17 protein-coding genes are annotated in these 15,630 nt (G+C 63.3%); 11 read left to right on the top strand and 6 right to left on the bottom strand.

Going from position 1 to position 15,630, the window contains the following annotated elements; all coding sequences use genetic code 11:
- Positions 1–84 precede the first annotated feature (84 nt).
- Both EUU22_RS04775 and EUU22_RS04770 read left to right on the top strand, forming a co-directional pair.
- Complete coding sequence (locus tag EUU22_RS04775; RefSeq protein WP_129330921.1) at positions 85–720, top strand: hypothetical protein; 636 nt, start codon at positions 85–87, stop codon at positions 718–720.
- A 39-nt stretch (positions 721–759) separates the two neighbouring features.
- The gene (locus EUU22_RS04770) at positions 760–1,347 is read left to right on the top strand and encodes a YdeI/OmpD-associated family protein (RefSeq protein ID WP_129330920.1); all 588 of its coding nucleotides are present in this window, start codon (positions 760–762) and stop codon (positions 1,345–1,347) included.
- 115 nt (positions 1,348–1,462) lie between these two features.
- On the opposite strand, the gene EUU22_RS04765 is transcribed toward EUU22_RS04770, so the two are convergent.
- A complete protein-coding gene (locus tag EUU22_RS04765) occupies positions 1,463–3,250 on the bottom strand; it encodes a methyl-accepting chemotaxis protein (protein WP_129330919.1) in 1,788 nt (595 codons plus the stop codon).
- A gap of 384 nt (positions 3,251–3,634) precedes the next feature.
- Positions 3,635–4,273: a TetR/AcrR family transcriptional regulator gene (locus EUU22_RS04760; RefSeq protein WP_245484911.1), complete on the bottom strand. Its 639-nt coding sequence runs from the start codon at positions 4,271–4,273 to the stop codon at positions 3,635–3,637.
- A gap of 93 nt (positions 4,274–4,366) precedes the next feature.
- On the opposite strand from EUU22_RS04760, the gene EUU22_RS04755 reads away from it, so the two are divergent.
- Both EUU22_RS04755 and EUU22_RS04750 read left to right on the top strand, forming a co-directional pair.
- Positions 4,367–5,005 (top strand): glutathione S-transferase N-terminal domain-containing protein, encoded by a 639-nt coding sequence (locus EUU22_RS04755; RefSeq protein WP_129330918.1) that lies wholly within the window; start codon positions 4,367–4,369, stop codon positions 5,003–5,005.
- Positions 5,006–5,029: 24 nt separating this feature from the next.
- Positions 5,030–5,413, top strand: coding sequence for a nuclear transport factor 2 family protein (locus EUU22_RS04750; protein WP_129330917.1), 384 nt, complete (start codon positions 5,030–5,032; stop codon positions 5,411–5,413).
- 180 nt (positions 5,414–5,593) lie between these two features.
- Here the strand turns inward: EUU22_RS04750 and mazG are convergent, their stop codons facing one another.
- From mazG to EUU22_RS04735, 3 genes are read right to left on the bottom strand one after another with little or no spacing between them, the layout of a single operon-like run.
- Positions 5,594–6,418, bottom strand: coding sequence for a nucleoside triphosphate pyrophosphohydrolase (gene mazG / locus EUU22_RS04745; RefSeq protein ID WP_129330916.1), 825 nt, complete (start codon positions 6,416–6,418; stop codon positions 5,594–5,596).
- A 14-nt stretch (positions 6,419–6,432) separates the two neighbouring features.
- Positions 6,433–6,813, bottom strand: coding sequence for a VOC family protein (locus tag EUU22_RS04740; RefSeq protein ID WP_129331473.1), 381 nt, complete (start codon positions 6,811–6,813; stop codon positions 6,433–6,435).
- Positions 6,814–6,849: 36 nt separating this feature from the next.
- A complete protein-coding gene (locus tag EUU22_RS04735) occupies positions 6,850–7,431 on the bottom strand; it encodes a deaminase (protein WP_129331472.1) in 582 nt (193 codons plus the stop codon).
- A 234-nt stretch (positions 7,432–7,665) separates the two neighbouring features.
- Between EUU22_RS04735 and cysG the strand changes: the two genes are divergently transcribed.
- The 5 genes from cysG (at position 7,666) to EUU22_RS04710 (ending at position 12,623) form a co-directional block, all read left to right on the top strand.
- Positions 7,666–9,105, top strand: coding sequence for a siroheme synthase CysG (gene cysG, locus EUU22_RS04730; protein WP_129330915.1), 1,440 nt, complete (start codon positions 7,666–7,668; stop codon positions 9,103–9,105).
- A 1-nt stretch (position 9,106) separates the two neighbouring features.
- Positions 9,107–9,421: a DUF2849 domain-containing protein gene (locus EUU22_RS04725; RefSeq protein ID WP_129330914.1), complete on the top strand. Its 315-nt coding sequence runs from the start codon at positions 9,107–9,109 to the stop codon at positions 9,419–9,421.
- An 8-nt stretch (positions 9,422–9,429) separates the two neighbouring features.
- On the top strand, positions 9,430–11,100 hold the full coding sequence (locus tag EUU22_RS04720) for a nitrite/sulfite reductase (RefSeq protein WP_129330913.1): 1,671 nt from the start codon (positions 9,430–9,432) through the stop codon (positions 11,098–11,100).
- Between the two features lie 10 nt (positions 11,101–11,110).
- The gene (locus tag EUU22_RS04715; protein WP_129330912.1) at positions 11,111–11,623 is read left to right on the top strand and encodes a DUF934 domain-containing protein; all 513 of its coding nucleotides are present in this window, start codon (positions 11,111–11,113) and stop codon (positions 11,621–11,623) included.
- Positions 11,624–11,810: 187 nt separating this feature from the next.
- Positions 11,811–12,623 carry a ferredoxin--NADP reductase gene (locus EUU22_RS04710; RefSeq protein WP_129330911.1) on the top strand — a complete coding sequence of 271 codons (813 nt, stop codon included), beginning with the start codon at positions 11,811–11,813 and terminating at the stop codon, positions 12,621–12,623.
- 82 nt (positions 12,624–12,705) lie between these two features.
- On the opposite strand, the gene EUU22_RS04705 is transcribed toward EUU22_RS04710, so the two are convergent.
- Positions 12,706–13,329: a GntR family transcriptional regulator gene (locus EUU22_RS04705; protein ID WP_129330910.1), complete on the bottom strand. Its 624-nt coding sequence runs from the start codon at positions 13,327–13,329 to the stop codon at positions 12,706–12,708.
- Positions 13,330–13,414: 85 nt separating this feature from the next.
- Here EUU22_RS04705 and EUU22_RS04700 point away from each other — a divergent pair, with 85 nt between their 5' ends.
- Entirely contained in the window at positions 13,415–14,308 is an 894-nt protein-coding gene (locus EUU22_RS04700) for a dihydrodipicolinate synthase family protein (protein WP_129330909.1), read from the top strand.
- Between the two features lie 181 nt (positions 14,309–14,489).
- On the top strand, positions 14,490–15,629 hold the full coding sequence (locus EUU22_RS04695) for a polysaccharide pyruvyl transferase family protein (protein ID WP_245484910.1): 1,140 nt from the start codon (positions 14,490–14,492) through the stop codon (positions 15,627–15,629).
- Position 15,630: the final 1 nt, after the last annotated feature.

Genomic DNA, 15,630 nt, shown 5'->3' with positions numbered 1-15,630 from the left:
TTGTCCGCGACTCGCGACGCAAGGGCTGCGAGCAGTCATGGTCGATCTGATGCACGTATAGGTGACGGGTTTTCGAGGACGATCGTGACAAATGGAATTCCAAACCCGCAAGTGTGCGATACAGATCCCGCAGGCAATACATGCGAGGTTGTGGAGGTGCGGCGTGAGGACCGTCCCTACCTGTCGCTTTCGTTGTTTTTTGCGTTCGTGGGATTGGCATGCAGTCAGTGGGTGTCGTCCGTTCTTGGTCTTGCGCCAGCAATCGAGTTCCTGCTGACGACAGCGGCTATTGTGAGCGGCATTGTTCTTGCGCTCCGCGTCGTCAATCAGTTGCCGATCTACCGACCCGAAAACTCTCTGCTTATCTCGGTATCCGCCGAAGGGCTGGTTCTCGGGACGCCGGTCAATCTGAGGTTCAACTGGCGCGAGCTGCAATCCGTTCGCCTCAGCAAAACCGGGAGCTATGGAAAGCTGCCGACCTATAGTTTGGTTGCCGACCGGCTGGCGCCGGCTGCCTCGGCAGTTCCTCTGGCGCATCAAGCAGAAGAACGTCTTGCGTCGCCAACACCGATCGTGCTCAGGCTCGGATTTCTCAACGACCGGAAAGCCCTCGCTCTGCGTGATAGTCTCCGATGTCACTTTCATACGTTCGGGAATCCTGTACCCACCGAGCCAGCGGATTATGATTCGACGTTGTGGACCGGTGACACTAGTTGGTAGAGCCGTCTGATGGATCGGAGTTGTCTCCAGGAGGATGTGATGAGCGACGAATTGCGGAAGCTGAACGCCTTCTTCTCCGAAGCCAAGGTGTGGCCGGAGGAACTGCGGGCGCTGAGGGCAATCCTGCTCGATTGCGGGCTCACGGAAGAGTTCAAGTGGCGCGGGCCCTGTTACACCTTTGACGGCAGCAACGTCGCCGTCATCTGGGGCTTCAAGGAGAATGCCGCACTCGGCTTCTTCAAGGGCGTGCTGCTCAGGGACCCGGAAGGTCTGCTCGTCGCACCCGGCGACAATTCCCGCGCCGTGCGCATGTTCAGGTTCACCGGCCTCGACCAGATCGAGGCGATTGAGACCACCATCCGGGACTATGTCCGCGAGGCGATCGAACTCGAAAAGGCGGGCGCGAAGGTCGACCCGCCGAAGGACGACATCGTCTACCCGGAGGAGCTTCTCGCCGCGCTGGAGGACGACCCGGAGCTGCAGGAGGCCTTCGAGGCGCTGACACCCGGCCGCAGGCGCGGCTATGCGCTGCATTTCGCCCAGCCGAAGCAATCCGCTACCCGCCGATCACGGATCGAAAGAAGCCGCGACAGAATACTGGCCGGCAAGGGGCTGCAGGAAAGGTGATCGACATAAGGCCTGCGGGTCTCGTGTCGAACGAGTGAAAAGACCACCCGCGGCAGGCGGGTGGTCTTGTATGTCAAGCCTTGCAGGCCGACGTGTCACGCAGCAGGCGCGCCGCTCAGAATTCCTCCCAGCTGTCGTCCTTTAGGGCTGCGTTGCCGTTGAAGGCACCGGCGACCTTCGCCGCCATCTGGCGTGCCGGCGAGGGGACAGGCTTCGACGTGGTAGCGGCAGAGACCGGCGCGGCGCGGCGAACACCAGCCGAGCCGCCGATGTTGAACTGTGAAAGCATCTGGAAGAGCTGCTCCGCCTCGCGGGCGAGGCTGTGGGCGGCAGCCGTCGTCTCTTCCACCATCGCGGCGTTCTGCTGTGTGCCCTGGTCCATTGTGTTGACGGCGGTGTTGATCTCCTTGAGGCCGGTCGCCTGCTCCTTGGATGCCTCGACGATCGCGCCGACATTGTCGTCCACCCTGAGAACCTGCCCGACGATCTCCTGCAGCGCGCGGCCGGTGTCGCCGACGAGCGTGACACCGCTCTTCACGTGCTCGTTGGAAGCGCTGATCAGGTCCTTGATCTCCTTTGCCGCCTTGGCCGAGCGCTGGGCGAGTTCGCGGACCTCCTGGGCGACGACGGCAAAGCCCTTGCCCGCATCACCGGCGCGCGCCGCCTCGACACCGGCGTTCAGCGCAAGGAGGTTGGTCTGGAAGGCGATCTCGTCGATCACGCCGATGATGCTCGCAATCTCGCCGGCGGACTGCTCGATCTTGCCCATGGCCGCGACGGCCTGGCTGACGACGCCGCCCGAGCGTTCGGCATTGTCCTTGGTCCGGCGGACGAGATCACCGGCCTCCTGGGCCCTGTGGCTCGAGTCGGCGACGGTCGTGGTGATCTGCTCCAGCGCGGCGGCGGTCTCTTCGACCGATGCTGCCTGCTGCTCGGTCCTCTTGGAAAGGTCGTTTGAGGCCGACTGGATCTGCTGGGAAGCAGCGGCGATCGCCCCTGCATTCTCGGAGATCGTGTGCATGCTGCTGCGCAGCTTCGTCGAGGCGCCGTTGAAGTCGACGCGCAACTTTTCGAGCGTCGGAAGGAAAGGCTCGGTGATCGACTGGGTGAGGTCGCCTTCGGCAAGCGCGTTCAGGGCGCGTGCGAGCTGGTCGACGTTTTCCACCCGCCGGGTGACGTCGGTCGCGAACTTGACGACCTTGAAGACCTTGCCGTTCATGTCGAAGATCGGATTGTAGGAGGCCTGGATGTAGACTTTCCGGCCGCCCTTTCCGACGCGAAGGAATTCGTCGGCGACGAACTCGCCGGAGGCGAGCCTGCTCCAGAAGGTCCTGTAGGCCTCGCTGGCGGTATAGGCGCCATCGCAGAACATCGCGTGATGCTTGCCGCGGATTTCGTCCATCGTATAGCCGAGCGTCCGCAGGAAGTTTTCATTTGCGGACAGGATTTCACCCCTCGGCGTGAATTCGATGACCGCCTGGGCCCGCGAGATCGCGTCGAGCTTGCCGGCATCCTCGGCTGCCTTCAGCTTCTGCTCGGTGATGTCGGTCGCAAACTTCACGACCTTGTAGGGCTTGCCGTTGCGGAATACCGGATTGTAGGACGCCTCGATCCAGATCTCGCGGCCGCCCTTGCCGATGCGCTTGTACTGACGCCGGTCGAACTCGCCGGCTGCGAGCTTCGCCCAGAATTCACGGTAGCTGGGGCTGTTGACCTCGGCCGGATCGACGAACATCCGGTGGTGCTGACCGACGATCTCGGAAAGCGCATAGCCGAGCGCCTTACAGAAATTCTCGTTGGCCGTGATGATGGTCCCATCCAGCTTGAACTCGATGATCGCCTGGGAGCGGCTCATCGCCTCCAGAACGGCCTTTGCTTCCGATCCACTACCAAAACCCAGCATATGCATCTCCGATGAGGCGCCCCAATGGTTGACTTGGAAAGTGGGTGCGCCGGTGCCCCTCTGATTTCTATGGGGCTAATTTTCACAGGATGCAGTTTACGAACTGTGAAGATATGTGCGTTGCGAAGAACAAATCTGAACATTTTTCGGTATTTCTCGGCGTTCCCGCGATCTGCTGTGCCATAACGGGTAGCGGTCGAAGTCCCCGGTGGTCGTCAATCCAAGCCGCCCGGGTCGGCGCCGACCGACTGGTCGAGGCAGTTACCGAACGTCCTCGCCGGCTCAGCCATCGGAGCCGAATGCCTTCGTAGCTATATCGGCAATTGGTATCGGTGAGCGTGTCCGGCAACGATGACCATGGGTCCATCGCTTTCAAGACCGCAGTCATTCGCCCGGATCGATGGGCCCACAGAGAAGTTCGACCGCTGTCTTGCTCAACTGATCGAGCTCGTGGCGCGTCGCGCCGGCCCTTGCGCGGACGGCAAGCGAGTGCAGGACGGCCGAGGCCACCGAAGCAAGAGCACCTGCGTCGGTTCTGCTGCTGATCTCGCCATCGTTGATGGCCTTCTGCATCCGCGCTTCGATCACGGCATTGAACGCACCGAGGCTTTCAGCGAGTACGCGCTGAACCGCAGGTCGGTGGGGCGCTTCCACACTGGCGGTACCGATCAGGAGACAGCCGCGTGCGGCTTCGTTGGAAGCAAGGTAGAAGTCGGTCGACTTCTCATAAACTTCCGCAAGCTCCACCCGCAGGCTTTGCGCGCCGCTGAGCATATCGCGGAGCGCGTCAACGCTTTCGTCCCGATATCGCTCGAGCGTGGCGATGTAGAGCTCTTCCTTGTTGCCAAATGCGCCGAACAGGCTCGGCCGGTTCATGCCGGTCGCCGCACTGAGGGCGTCGAGGGAACTCGCGGCGAAACCCGTCAGCCAGAACACATCTCGGGCCCGCTGCAGAGCCACCTCCGGGTCGTACTGGATAGGGCGCCCGCGCCTTGCTTCTGACATTAATTTACCGATCCGCATAAAAATGTTGACTTGATTTTATATATATGCGAACCGATACAAATATCAAGAAAGCAAGCGACCCCATCGTGAAAATCCGAAAGGAGCGGAACCATGAAACTCTACATTCATCCTGCGGCTTGCTCGCTGTCCCCGCATATCGTCAGCCGCGAGCTCGGCCTTGACCTCGAAATCCTGCATGTCGACCGCGGTACGCATCGCACAAGTGACGGGCTGGATTTCCTTTCGATCAACCCGAACGGCTATGTGCCGGTCCTGGTGCTCGATGACGGAGAAATTCTCATGGAGGGCCCGGCGATCGTTCAGTATCTCGCAGACTTGAGACCGGAAGCCGGGTTGGCGCCGCAGGACGGCAAAAGTCGCCGTCGCCTCCAGTCATTGCTGAATTTCATCTCGACCGAGATTCACAAGCCGATGGCGAATATGTTCTACCCGCCTTATTCGCCGGTGAAGGACGTGCTGCACAAGCATGTCGCCGCACGGTTCGACTGGATCACCACGCAGTTCGCTGGTGACTATCTCACCGGGGATGGGTTCAGCATTGCTGATGCCTACCTCTTCGTCTGTCTCAACTGGTCACAATGGCTCGGCGTCGATCTTTCGCGCTGGCCGCGGCTGGAAGCTTTCATGACACGCGTCTCCCGGCGACCGAAGGTTCTTGAGGCGCTGCACGCCGAAGGCCTCGCGCCACGCGCTGACGGCGTGTTCTTCGCACCGCGCAAGGCGGCCTGACCAATGCAAAATGTGGAGATCAACATGACGCATGGTAGTTTCACCGATCCTGAAAGCCGCGCCACAGAGGCGCTGCTGCAGCGGTTCAACCAGGTCTTTCTCAGTCACGACCCGGCCCCCTTGCAGGACCTCGTGGCGGATGACTGTGTGATTGAGAATACCCAACCCGCCCCCGATGGCTCTCGCCATGTCGGCAAGGCAGCCTGCCTCGATCTCTGGACGAAGATCGCCACCATGCCCGACGCGTACTTCGAACCCGAGAGCATAATCGCACGTGGTGACCGGGGCGAGATCAGATGGCGACTGATCTGGGGCCCGGATGTCACGGACTCCGTCCGTGGGGTCAATCTCATGCGCGTGCGCGACGGTCTCATCGTCGAGGCGCAGGGCTACGTCAAGGGGAACTGATGCTGCGGGCGGCCCGCTGCGTTGCTGATGCGGTCAACGGTCGTCGAAGTCTCGAGAACATCGCCGCCCGACGGCGGGCGTGGCTTTCAAGGCTCTTGATGATGCGTGGTTAGCCGTGCCCAGACACTTCCTGACCGGCTCTCTGAACATATAATGCGACTGGCGGGTGGGTGGTCGAGGTCAACAGACTTCCCCCTTCGCCGCCTGCCAGAGCTCCTCCATCCGCGGCAGCGAGGCGTCTTCGAGCGTCTCTCCTGACGCGTCAAGACTCTTTTCTATATATCTGAAACGTCGTCTGAATTTCGTATTTGTTCCGCGCAGCGCCTGCTCCGGATCGGCGCCGACGTGGCGGCCGATATTGACGAGTGCAAAGATCAGGTCGCCGAGTTCGTCGGTGATCTTCTCGGGGCGCCCCTCTGCCAGCGCCTCGCGCAGCTCGCCGACCTCTTCCTCGATCTTGTCGAGGATGGGGGCGGCCTCGGACCAGTCGAATCCGACCTTCGCCGCGCGTTCCTGCAGCTTGATCGCCTCGGTCAGCGCCGGAAACGAGCGCTGCACCGTGCCGAGGTGCCCGTCATGGTGCTCCTCGGCGACGCCGCGGCGGCGTCGCTTTTCGCTTCGTTCGGCCTTCTCCTCGGCCTTGATCGTATCCCACTGCACCTTGACAGCCTCGGGTGTCGACGCGTCCGAAACCGCGAAGACATGCGGATGGCGGCGGATCATCTTTCTGGTGATCGCCTCGACGACGTCGCCGAAGGAAAAGAGGCCAGCCTCTTCCGCGATCCGCGCATGGAACACCACCTGCAGCAACAGGTCGCCGAGCTCCTCGCAGAGGTCGTCGGGATCGTTGCGCTCGATCGCGTCGGCGACCTCGTAAGCCTCCTCGATGGTGTAGGGCTTGATCGTCTCGAACGTCTGGACGATGTCCCAGGGGCAGCCGGTCTCGGGGTTTCGCAGCGCCGCCATGATCTCGATCAGTCGGCCGATGTCCTTGGAAGCTTGCATCTCTTCTCTTTCGGTTAGTCCGGCGCGCGGTGGCAGACCGCCTCGATGCGGCGTCCGTCCGGATCGATGACGAAGGCCGCGTAATAGTTGGGATGATATTGCGGGCGGAGGCCCGGCGCACCGTCGTCCGTTCCGCCGTTTGCGAGCGCAGCCGCATGAAAGGCGTCGACGGCGGCGCGCGACGGCGCGGAAAGCGCATAATGCGTCCTCGGATGGTTCACGAGTGCGGGGGCATCCACCAGGCCGACATAGAAGTCGTCCGAACCGTCGACGGCCCAGCCGGCAGACGTCTCCGTGACCGCACATTCCACAGCCCCGAGCGGGGCGAACGCGGCCGTGTAGAAGCGCCGGGCGCGGGCGAGGTCGGTCGTGGGAAGCGAGATGTGGTCGAGCATGCCCATGGCGGCGGTCCTCCTTGCGCTGTCGTGCGGTCAGTTGAGCGGAATGGAATTCTCGTCCTTCGTGGACTGGTAGCGCTCCGAGAGCCCGGCATACACCGCCTTGATGCGGGAAGACTGTTCGAAGAGCGCGGCGCGATCGGCATCCGGTGCCATCGCGATCAGTTCGGCGATCCAGTGCGAGTGCCAGAACGCATTCGCCCTGCGGTAGCCGCCGGGTTCGAGCCCGAAGACCTCCTTCAGGATCTTGAGATCGTGCGGAATGGCGAAGGCGTCGCGGCTGTCCTCGTGGCTGAAGAAATAGTAGAAATTGTCGAAACCGGCCCAGGTGATCGCCGACATGCACATCGTGCAGGGTTCGTGGGTCGACAGGAAGACGAGGTCGCGCGTATCCGGCCGTTCGGCGAGCTCATAGAACCTCTTCAGCGTGTGGACCTCGCCGTGCCAGAGAGGGTTCTCGGTCTCGTTGTTGGTCTCGGCGAGCACGAGCGAGAAATCGGATTTCCGGAGCACGGCGGCGCCGAATACCTTGTTGCCGGCCGCGACCCCGCGCGCGGTGAGCGGCAGGATGTCGTGCTCTATGACGTCGAGAAGGCGTGCGGCGGGGATGGGCATTGCAGTGGTCAAGGCGTTGTTCCTGTTCTGGTCCGGCTATCCTTGGCCGGGCGGCCGGCAAAAGTCAAAACGACAATCGTTGAAGCGTTCCTATGACGGCGGCCGGTGAGATTTGCTCGGATTTCGCGGATGCCTAGCAAAGAAATGTGCGCCCCGCGAGGGCGACGGATTCCTGTTTCTTCAAACCATTGCCGCGAACGGCGATATTGGGCCAGTCTGCAACAGGGTCGAGTCATGGCTGCAAACGAGCACCAGCTTTCCGTCTTTCCCGCCTTCGTCAAGGTCGCGGGTGCCGTTGTCGCCGTCTTCGGCAACGGGGCGGAGGCGTTTGCCAAGGCAAGGCTGCTGAAGAACACCTCGGCCCGCGTGGTTGCCTATGCCGAGCGCCCGCGCGCCGACTATGCGGAATTTCTCGCCGCCTCGGGCGTCGAGGTCCGACGCGAACCCTTTGCCGCGTCCCAGGTCGAGGACGCGGTTCTGGTCTTTGCCGCAACGGGCGATGCCGCCGCCGATCGCGCGATCGTCGCCGCCGCCCGCAGCCGCAACATTCCGGCGAACGCCGTCGACCAGCCCGAGCATTGCGATTTCTTCACCCCGGCGCTCGTCAACCGTGCCCCGATCGCCGTCGCGATCGGCACGGAAGGGGCAGGCCCCGTGCTTTCCCAGATGATTCGCGCCGAGATCGACCGCCGGCTGCCGAAGACGCTCGGACGGCTCGCGCGCCTGGCCGAGGATTGCCGCGCCGCCGTCGACCGGACGGTGCCGCGCGGTTCCGCCCGCCGGGCCTTCTGGCGCCGGTTTTTCCGCGGCGATGTCGCGGTGGCCCTCGATAAGGGCGATATCGCCGGTGCACGTCGCAACGCCGTCCGGCTGATGCAGGGCAGTTACTCCGCGGAGCCGGGCCGGATCTTCCTGGTCGGCGCCGGTCCCGGGGCCGAAGACCTGCTCACGCTGCGCGCCCATCGCCTGCTGATCGAGGCTGACACCATCGTCTACGACGCGCTGGTGCCGCAGGCCGTGGTCGACATGGGCCGGCGCGACGCCGAGCGCATTTCCGTCGGCAAGCGCAAGGGGTGCCATACGAAGTCTCAGGAGGAGATCAACGAACTGCTCGTTGCTCTCGGGCGCGCCGGCAAGCGTGTCGTGCGGCTGAAGTCCGGCGACCCGCTGGTCTTCGGTCGCGCCGGAGAAGAAATGGCGGCGCTGCGCGATGCCGGCATCCCCTATGAAGTCGTGCCGGGTATCACCGCCGCCTTCGCTGCCGCCGCCGATTTCGAGCTGCCTCTGACGCTGCGCGGCGTCGCCTCGTCGCTCGTCTTCACGACGGGACACGATCTGAATGGTGAGGCGCTGCCCGATTGGGCGCGGCTTGCCCTTTCCGGCGCCACCGTTGCCGTTTATATGGGGCGCACCGTGGCCGCATCGGTTGCCGCGCGCCTGATGGCGGCCGGTCTCGCCGACGACACCACCGTCGCGGTCGTCGAGAATGCCGGTCGCGACGAGCGCCGCCTGCTGCACGGGACGCTCCGGGAACTTCCGGACCTGGAGAAGCGCACCGAGCTCGAAGGGCCGGTGATGGTCATCATCGGCGACGCCGTCGCCGGCGCGAATTTCGACCGTTCCGAACCGCTGCGGGGCAAGGTTGCCCGTAGCGCCACACTCGTGAGGATCTGACATGGCAGAGAAAGTACTGACCGCAAATCGCCTCGGCGACGGGATCGCCGTCTGGCTCGATGCGAACGGCCAGTGGACCGAGAACCTGCAGGAAGCGTTCGTCGCCCGCCATTCCGAAGCCGTCGAAGCGCTGGAAGCGGCCGGCCGTCGTGCCTTCGCAAGCAACCTCGTTCTCGACGTCAACGTCGTCGATGTCGAGGAGCAGGGCGGCGTCCTGCGGCCGAAGCGCCTGCGCGAGCGCATCCGTGCGCTCGGTCCCACCATTGCCTATGCGGACGGCCACGGTTTCGCCGATCCGGACTTCATTGCCGCCTGAGGACCCTCATGTACCGCTACGATGAATTCGATCACGCCTTCGTCTCGGCCCGCGTCGAGCAGTTCCGCGACCAGGTCGCGCGCCGCCTGAAGGGTGAGATCGCCGAGGATGCCTTCCGGCCGCTGCGCCTGATGAACGGCGTGTATCTGCAGCTGCATGCCTACATGCTGCGGGTCGCCATTCCCTACGGCACGCTGAATTCGCGCCAGATGCGCATGCTCGCACATATCGCGCGGCGCTATGATCGCGGCTATGGCCATTTCACCACCCGTCAGAACATCCAGTACAACTGGCCGCGCCTCGTCGATACGCCGGACATTCTGGCCGAACTCGCAAGCGTCGAGATGCACGCGATCCAGACGTCGGGCAACTGCATTCGCAACGTGACGGCCGACCATTTTGCCGGCGCCGCCGCCGACGAGGTCGCCGATCCGCGTCCCTATGCCGAAATCCTCCGCCAGTGGTCCTCCGTTCATCCGGAATTCTCCTTCCTGCCGCGGAAATTCAAGATCGCGGTCACCGGCGCACCGAGCGACCGGGCGGCGATCCAGGTGCACGATATCGGCCTGCATCTGAAGAAGGACGAGAGTGGCGCACTCGGCTTTGCCGTCTATGTCGGGGGCGGGCAGGGGCGCACGCCGCTTCTCGCCAAGAAGATCCGCGATTTCTTGCCGGAGGAGGACATGCTCTCCTACGTGACGGCGATCGTGCGCGTCTACAATCTCCACGGCCGGCGCGACAACAAGTACAAGGCGCGCATCAAGATCCTCGTCCACGAGACCGGTGTCGAGGAGCTGACGCGGCAGGTGGAGGCCGAGTTCGACACGATCCGTGACGGCGAGCTGAAGCTGCCCGACGCCGACATCCGCGCGATCGAGCGGTATTTCGCATTGCCGGCGCTCGCCGAGCGTCCGGAAGGCTGGACCGATCTCGCCCGTGCCAAGAAGGCCGACCCGGCCTTTGCCGCCTGGGTCGCCCGCAATGTCGCGCCCCACAAGCATCCCGACTACGGCATGGTGACGATCTCGCTGAAGCCGATCGGCGGTACGCCGGGTGATGCGAGCGCCGAGCAGATGGACGCGGTCGCCGACATCGCCGAACGCTATGCCTTCGATGAGATCCGGGTGAGCCACGAGCAGAACCTCGTCCTGCCGCATGTAGCACTCGCCGACCTGCCGGCCGTCTACGCGGCCCTGGTGGAGACCGGCCTTGCGACCGCCAATGCCGGGCTGATCACCGACATCATCGCCTGCCCGGGGCTCGACTACTGCGCGCTTGCGAACGCCCGCTCGATCCCGGTCGCCCAGGAAATCTCCAGGCGCTTCGCCTCTGCCGAACGGCAGGAGGAGATCGGTGCGCTGAAGATCAAGATTTCCGGCTGCATCAATGCCTGCGGCCACCACCATGTCGGCCATATCGGCCTGCTCGGCGTCGAGAAGAAGGGCGCCGAACTCTACCAGATCACCCTCGGCGGCTCCGGCGACGAGAACGCCTCGATCGGCGAGATTATCGGCCGCGGCTTCGAGCCTGAAAAGGTGACCGACGCGGTGGAAACCATCGTCGACACCTACCTGGGCTTGAGGCTCTCTCGCGAGGAGACCTTCCTCGCGGCCTATCGCCGGGTCGGCCCGCAGCCGTTCAAGGATGCCCTTTACGGGGAAGCGGCGGAAGCCGCGTGAGGAAAAACTGATGACCAGCATTTGGAAAGAGACCGGCTTCGTCGACAACGACCGCTGGGTGATCGAGACGGATGAGCGGAAGGCCGGTGAGGGGGAAATGCCCGTCCTCGATCTCGCGAGCTTCCTCGAGAGGGTCGAGGAGAGCAACGAAGGCGGTTTCGGCGTCCTGATCGCGCCGGCCGACGACGTCACGAAGCTTGCTCCCTATCTCGACCGGATCGCGCTGGTGGCGCTCGCCTTTCCCGCCTTCGGCGACGGCCGCGCCTTCAGCCATGCCGCAATCCTGCGCGGACGCCTCGGTTACACCGGTGAGATGCGCGCGGTCGGGGACATCCTGATCGATCCGATTCCATTGATGCTCCGGTCGGGCTTCGACAGCTTCGCCGTGACCAACGAGGTCGCGCGGCGACGGCTTGCCGAAGGACGGCTGCCGGGGATCATCGATCATTACCAACCGGCGGCGCGGTCGACGACGGCGCCCGGCGGCTACAGCTGGCGGCGGACGAGCCGCGCGGCTGGATAAGATATCACGAAATTACTATATTACGCCGGCAATTTGACGGCGATCAAGGCCGCAAGCCTCGAGGCGAGGCATACGGTCTCGCAAGGAACGGGGCGGCCGTGACGGAATGCCCGGTTTCATCGCCGCAGCGTATAGGTTATATGGCCGCGGTGCGTGACAGAACGACGAGAACAGGAAGCGACACAGCATGAATGCTCCAGTGATGACCAAATCCGCGGAACTGATCGTGCCGGAAGGCGTCTACGCCGAGACCGTGCTCAGCGTGACCCATTATACGGACCGGCTGTTTCGTTTCCGGATGACGCGTCCTGCGGGCTTCCGCTTCCGCTCGGGCGAGTTCGCGATGATCGGGCTGGTCGTCGACGGCAAGCCGATCTACCGCGCCTATTCGATCGCGAGCCCGTCCTGGGACGAAGAGTTGGAGTTCTTCTCGATCAAGGTTCCCGATGGTCCGCTCACCCAGCACCTGCAGCGCATCCGGCCGGGTGACAAGGTGCTGATGCGCAAGAAGCCGACGGGCACGCTGGTGCTCGACGCGCTCACCCCCGGCAAGCGGCTCTACATGTTCTCGACCGGCACCGGGATCGCACCCTTTGCCAGCCTCATCCGCGATCCGGAAACCTACGAGAAGTTCGAGGAGGTCATCCTCACGCACACCTGCCGGCAGGTCGCCGAACTGAAATACGGTTTCGACCTGATGGATGAAATCCGCAACCACGAGTTCCTGGCGGAGATCGTCGGCGACAAGCTCAAGCATTACGCGACGGTTACCCGCGAAGACTATCCTTTCCAGGGTCGTATCACCGACCTCATCGAGAGCGGAAAGCTGTTCACCGATCTCGGCGTGCCGCCGCTCGATCCGGCGGTCGACCGTGGGATGATCTGCGGTTCGGCGGACATGCTGAAGGACACCAAGGCGCTGCTCGAAAAGGCGGGTCTCACCGAAGGCGCCAACAGCAAACCGGCCGAATTCGTCATCGAGCGCGCCTTCGTCGGCTGACCCTTCTTCCTTGTTCAGAACGTTCCGAAACGCCCGGATTTCCGGGCGTTTTTCGTTTGAGCACTATCGATGTGTGTGGAACTCAGGCCCTCGCGAGGTGAGAGATCAGCGCTTCCATTGCCGTTTGCGCTTCGGCCGCATCGCCCTTGTGGATCGCCCGGATGACGCTGACATGGAAGGCGACGGACCGATCCATTTTCTCCGGCGTCGCACGTGCGAACCAGAGCCGGCGCGAATGGGTCTGCAGCGGTGCGAGTGCCGCGATGAGGAAGCGGTTGGGGCAGGCTTCCTCCAGAATTTCGTCGAACTGCTTGTCGGCCGAAAGAAAACCTTCGAAGTCGCCGGCGATGGCGGCCCCGGTCATGGCCTGGGCACAGGCCAGCAATCCTTCCCGTTGTTCTGCATCGGCGCTCGTGGCGACGAGGGAGGCGGCAAGCGGTTCGAGCTGATGCCGCACCGCCATGATGTCCTTGTGATCCTCGGGGTGGATTTCGGTGACGAGCAGGCCGACCCGCGGCTTCACTGCGATCAGCCCTTGCCATTCGAGCTTCTGGACGGCCTCGCGGACGGGCGTTCGTCCATGGCCGGCGCGGTCGATCAGTTCCTTCTCGGTCACCTTGGCGCCGGGCTTGAGCTTCAGCGTCACGATCTCGCGCTCCAGGGCGAGATAGGCGAGGTGGCTCAGCGATCCGGCTTGTTTCGGCATGGGTGGTCCTTTCTGATATATCAGATATTGACATGTCGCATTCGAGATGGCAAGCTCCACTGATATATCAGCAAAGGAGCTCCAGATGTGGAAGGGTGTATTTCCCGCGGTAACGACCAAGTTCAAGGAAGACGGCGCGCTTGACCGGGCCGAGATGGAGCGTTGCTTTGCGCTCCAGTTCGAGGCGGACGTGGACGGCATGATCGTTTGCGGCTCGCTCGGCGAGAACATGACGCTGGATCCGGACGAGAAGATCGAGATCCTGAAGATCGCGAAATCGGTCTCTCGTGGCAAGCCGGTTCTGATGACGATCTGCGAAAGCGCCACGCGCCGTGGCAAGGCTGCAGCCGTCGCCGCCGCCAAGGCCGGCGCGGACGGCTTCATGGTCCTGCCGGGTGTGCCTTACAAGTCGGCGCCGGCCGAAACGATCAACCACATCCGCGCCGTCGCCGTCGCCGGCGAGCGTCCGGTGATGGTCTACAACAATCCCGTCGGCTATGGCGTCGATGTCACCATTCCGATGTTCGAGGAACTGGCGAAGGACGACCTGGTCGTCGCGATGAAGGAATCGACCGACGACGTCCGCCGCGTCACCGAGGTCTTCAATGCCTTCGGAAACCGCTTCGACGTCTTCACCGGTGTGGACAACCTGGCGCTCGAAAGCCTGATGATGGGTGCCGATGGCTGGGTTGCCGGCCTTGTCGTCGCCTTCCCGAAGGAGACGGTTGCGATCTACAAGTTGGCCAAGGCCGGCCGTTACGAGGAGGCGCGGGCGATCTATCGCTGGTTCCGTCCGCTGCTCGACCTCGACGTCTCGACCTTCCTCGTCCAGCAGATCAAGCTCGCCGAGGTCTTCGCGATCGGTTCCAACGACCGCGTCCGCGAGCCGCGCCTGCCGCTGTCCGGCGAGCATCGCATCCGTGTCACCAAGATCATCGAGACGGCACTCGCCAACCGTCCGGTGCTGCCGGCGCTCTGAGCGCATAGCGCAGGGATTACGTGGAGGGGCGGCTCGACCGCCCCTTTTTCGTCCGATCGCAGGCATGCTACCCAATGTCGAGAAGATCTCCGGTCGGGAACGGACGCGATCACTTTCGTGGCCGGCGATGTCGTGCTAGGCGAAAGCTCTGCTCGGCGGAGATCATGGAGAGGCGCGCGACATGAAGAACAGCAACCTGGCGGCTTTCGTTCGGTCCGAGGGATATGTGCCGCTCGCCTGGGCCGGCTCGACCGCGAGCATGGACTACCTGAATATCGGCGATGCTCTCAGCCCGGTGATGGTTGCCCTGCTGTCCGGCAGGGACGTCCGGCGTCGCCCCTCCAAGTCGGCAAGCCTGCGCATGGCTTGCGTGGGGACGATAGGACATGGATTTTCAGGCGGCGAGGTCTGGTTCTGGGGAACCGGATGTTCGCCATGGGTAAACCCTGCCGCGCGCAGCGGGGAGCGCGTGCCGTTCACGGTTCCGCCGGGGTCGGATTTCCGCGTGCTCGCGACCCGCGGTCCGGTATCCGAACGCCTGCTGACGGGCGGGAGGCCGCCCAGCGGTGTCTACGGCGATCCGGTCTGGTTGCTGCCACGCTTCTATGCTCCGCCTGTCGAAAAGAAGTGGAAGCTCGGAGTGATCGTACATCTTTCCGAGCTCACGGACCGCGAGGCCGAGGCCCACATCCGCGAGACGCTGGCGCGCTACCGCATTCCCGACGAATTGAAGCAGGATATCTGTCTGATCAACACCGTCTCGCCTATTGGGGCGCAGGCAATAAAGGAAAAGATCGACACCATTCTCGCCTGCGAGAGGATCGTTTCGACCAGCCTGCACGGAATGGTGTTTGCGGAAAGTTACGGCATTCCCTGTCTGCATTTCGCCACCGATCTACGCTTCTCGGGTTTGTCGGAAGTACAACTGTCGGAAGACTGCGGACTGGATTTGCGCGTCGTCGATCTCTACGGGAGCCTGGGTATGGCGCGCGTGCCGGTCTACGGCCAGCCCACGGATCGGGAGACGGACTGGGGCGCTTTGATGCGTGCGATCGATGCGGCCTGGGAACCGAGGCTGCTCGACGAGGAAAGACTGGTTGAGGCCTTTCCCGTCGACTACGCGCCATTGCGGGCGCCCGCGGGCGCGACCATCTGGGATCATCCGGTCCTCACCGGTCTGGTCCTGCAGCACGACGTTGCCGAACTCAATCGGCTGGACAGGGAGCAGCAAGCCGGGCGAGGGACGAAAACGCAGGCATCGTCACGACCACTCCGCACGTCCGTCCGTTCGTTCATTGAACGTGTGCTTAAGAGGGGCTGAT

The organism is Ciceribacter ferrooxidans (assembly GCF_004137355.1).
GTDB lineage: Bacteria > Pseudomonadota > Alphaproteobacteria > Rhizobiales > Rhizobiaceae > Allorhizobium > Allorhizobium ferrooxidans.
Note: the sequence above shows the minus strand (reverse complement) of the source record. Positions and strands in the feature narration are given on the sequence as shown.

What these genes read in the sequence shown, in the direction of transcription:
- EUU22_RS04770 (WP_129330920.1), top strand. Translation starts at nt 760, where the DNA reads ATGAGCGACGAATTGCGGAAGCTGAACGCCTTCTTCTCCGAAGCCAAG.
- EUU22_RS04765 (WP_129330919.1), bottom strand. Translation starts at nt 3,250, where the DNA reads ATGCTGGGTTTTGGTAGTGGATCGGAAGCAAAGGCCGTTCTGGAGGCG.
- EUU22_RS04760 (WP_245484911.1), bottom strand. Translation starts at nt 4,273, where the DNA reads ATGCGGATCGGTAAATTAATGTCAGAAGCAAGGCGCGGGCGCCCTATC.
- EUU22_RS04755 (WP_129330918.1), top strand. Translation starts at nt 4,367, where the DNA reads ATGAAACTCTACATTCATCCTGCGGCTTGCTCGCTGTCCCCGCATATC.
- EUU22_RS04750 (WP_129330917.1), top strand. Translation starts at nt 5,030, where the DNA reads ATGACGCATGGTAGTTTCACCGATCCTGAAAGCCGCGCCACAGAGGCG.
- mazG (WP_129330916.1), bottom strand. Translation starts at nt 6,418, where the DNA reads ATGCAAGCTTCCAAGGACATCGGCCGACTGATCGAGATCATGGCGGCG.
- EUU22_RS04740 (WP_129331473.1), bottom strand. Translation starts at nt 6,813, where the DNA reads ATGCTCGACCACATCTCGCTTCCCACGACCGACCTCGCCCGCGCCCGG.
- EUU22_RS04735 (WP_129331472.1), bottom strand. Translation starts at nt 7,431, where the DNA reads ATGCCCATCCCCGCCGCACGCCTTCTCGACGTCATAGAGCACGACATC.
- cysG (WP_129330915.1), top strand. Translation starts at nt 7,666, where the DNA reads ATGGCTGCAAACGAGCACCAGCTTTCCGTCTTTCCCGCCTTCGTCAAG.
- EUU22_RS04725 (WP_129330914.1), top strand. Translation starts at nt 9,107, where the DNA reads ATGGCAGAGAAAGTACTGACCGCAAATCGCCTCGGCGACGGGATCGCC.
- EUU22_RS04720 (WP_129330913.1), top strand. Translation starts at nt 9,430, where the DNA reads ATGTACCGCTACGATGAATTCGATCACGCCTTCGTCTCGGCCCGCGTC.
- EUU22_RS04715 (WP_129330912.1), top strand. Translation starts at nt 11,111, where the DNA reads ATGACCAGCATTTGGAAAGAGACCGGCTTCGTCGACAACGACCGCTGG.
- EUU22_RS04710 (WP_129330911.1), top strand. Translation starts at nt 11,811, where the DNA reads ATGAATGCTCCAGTGATGACCAAATCCGCGGAACTGATCGTGCCGGAA.
- EUU22_RS04705 (WP_129330910.1), bottom strand. Translation starts at nt 13,329, where the DNA reads ATGCCGAAACAAGCCGGATCGCTGAGCCACCTCGCCTATCTCGCCCTG.
- EUU22_RS04700 (WP_129330909.1), top strand. Translation starts at nt 13,415, where the DNA reads ATGTGGAAGGGTGTATTTCCCGCGGTAACGACCAAGTTCAAGGAAGAC.
- EUU22_RS04695 (WP_245484910.1), top strand. Translation starts at nt 14,490, where the DNA reads ATGAAGAACAGCAACCTGGCGGCTTTCGTTCGGTCCGAGGGATATGTG.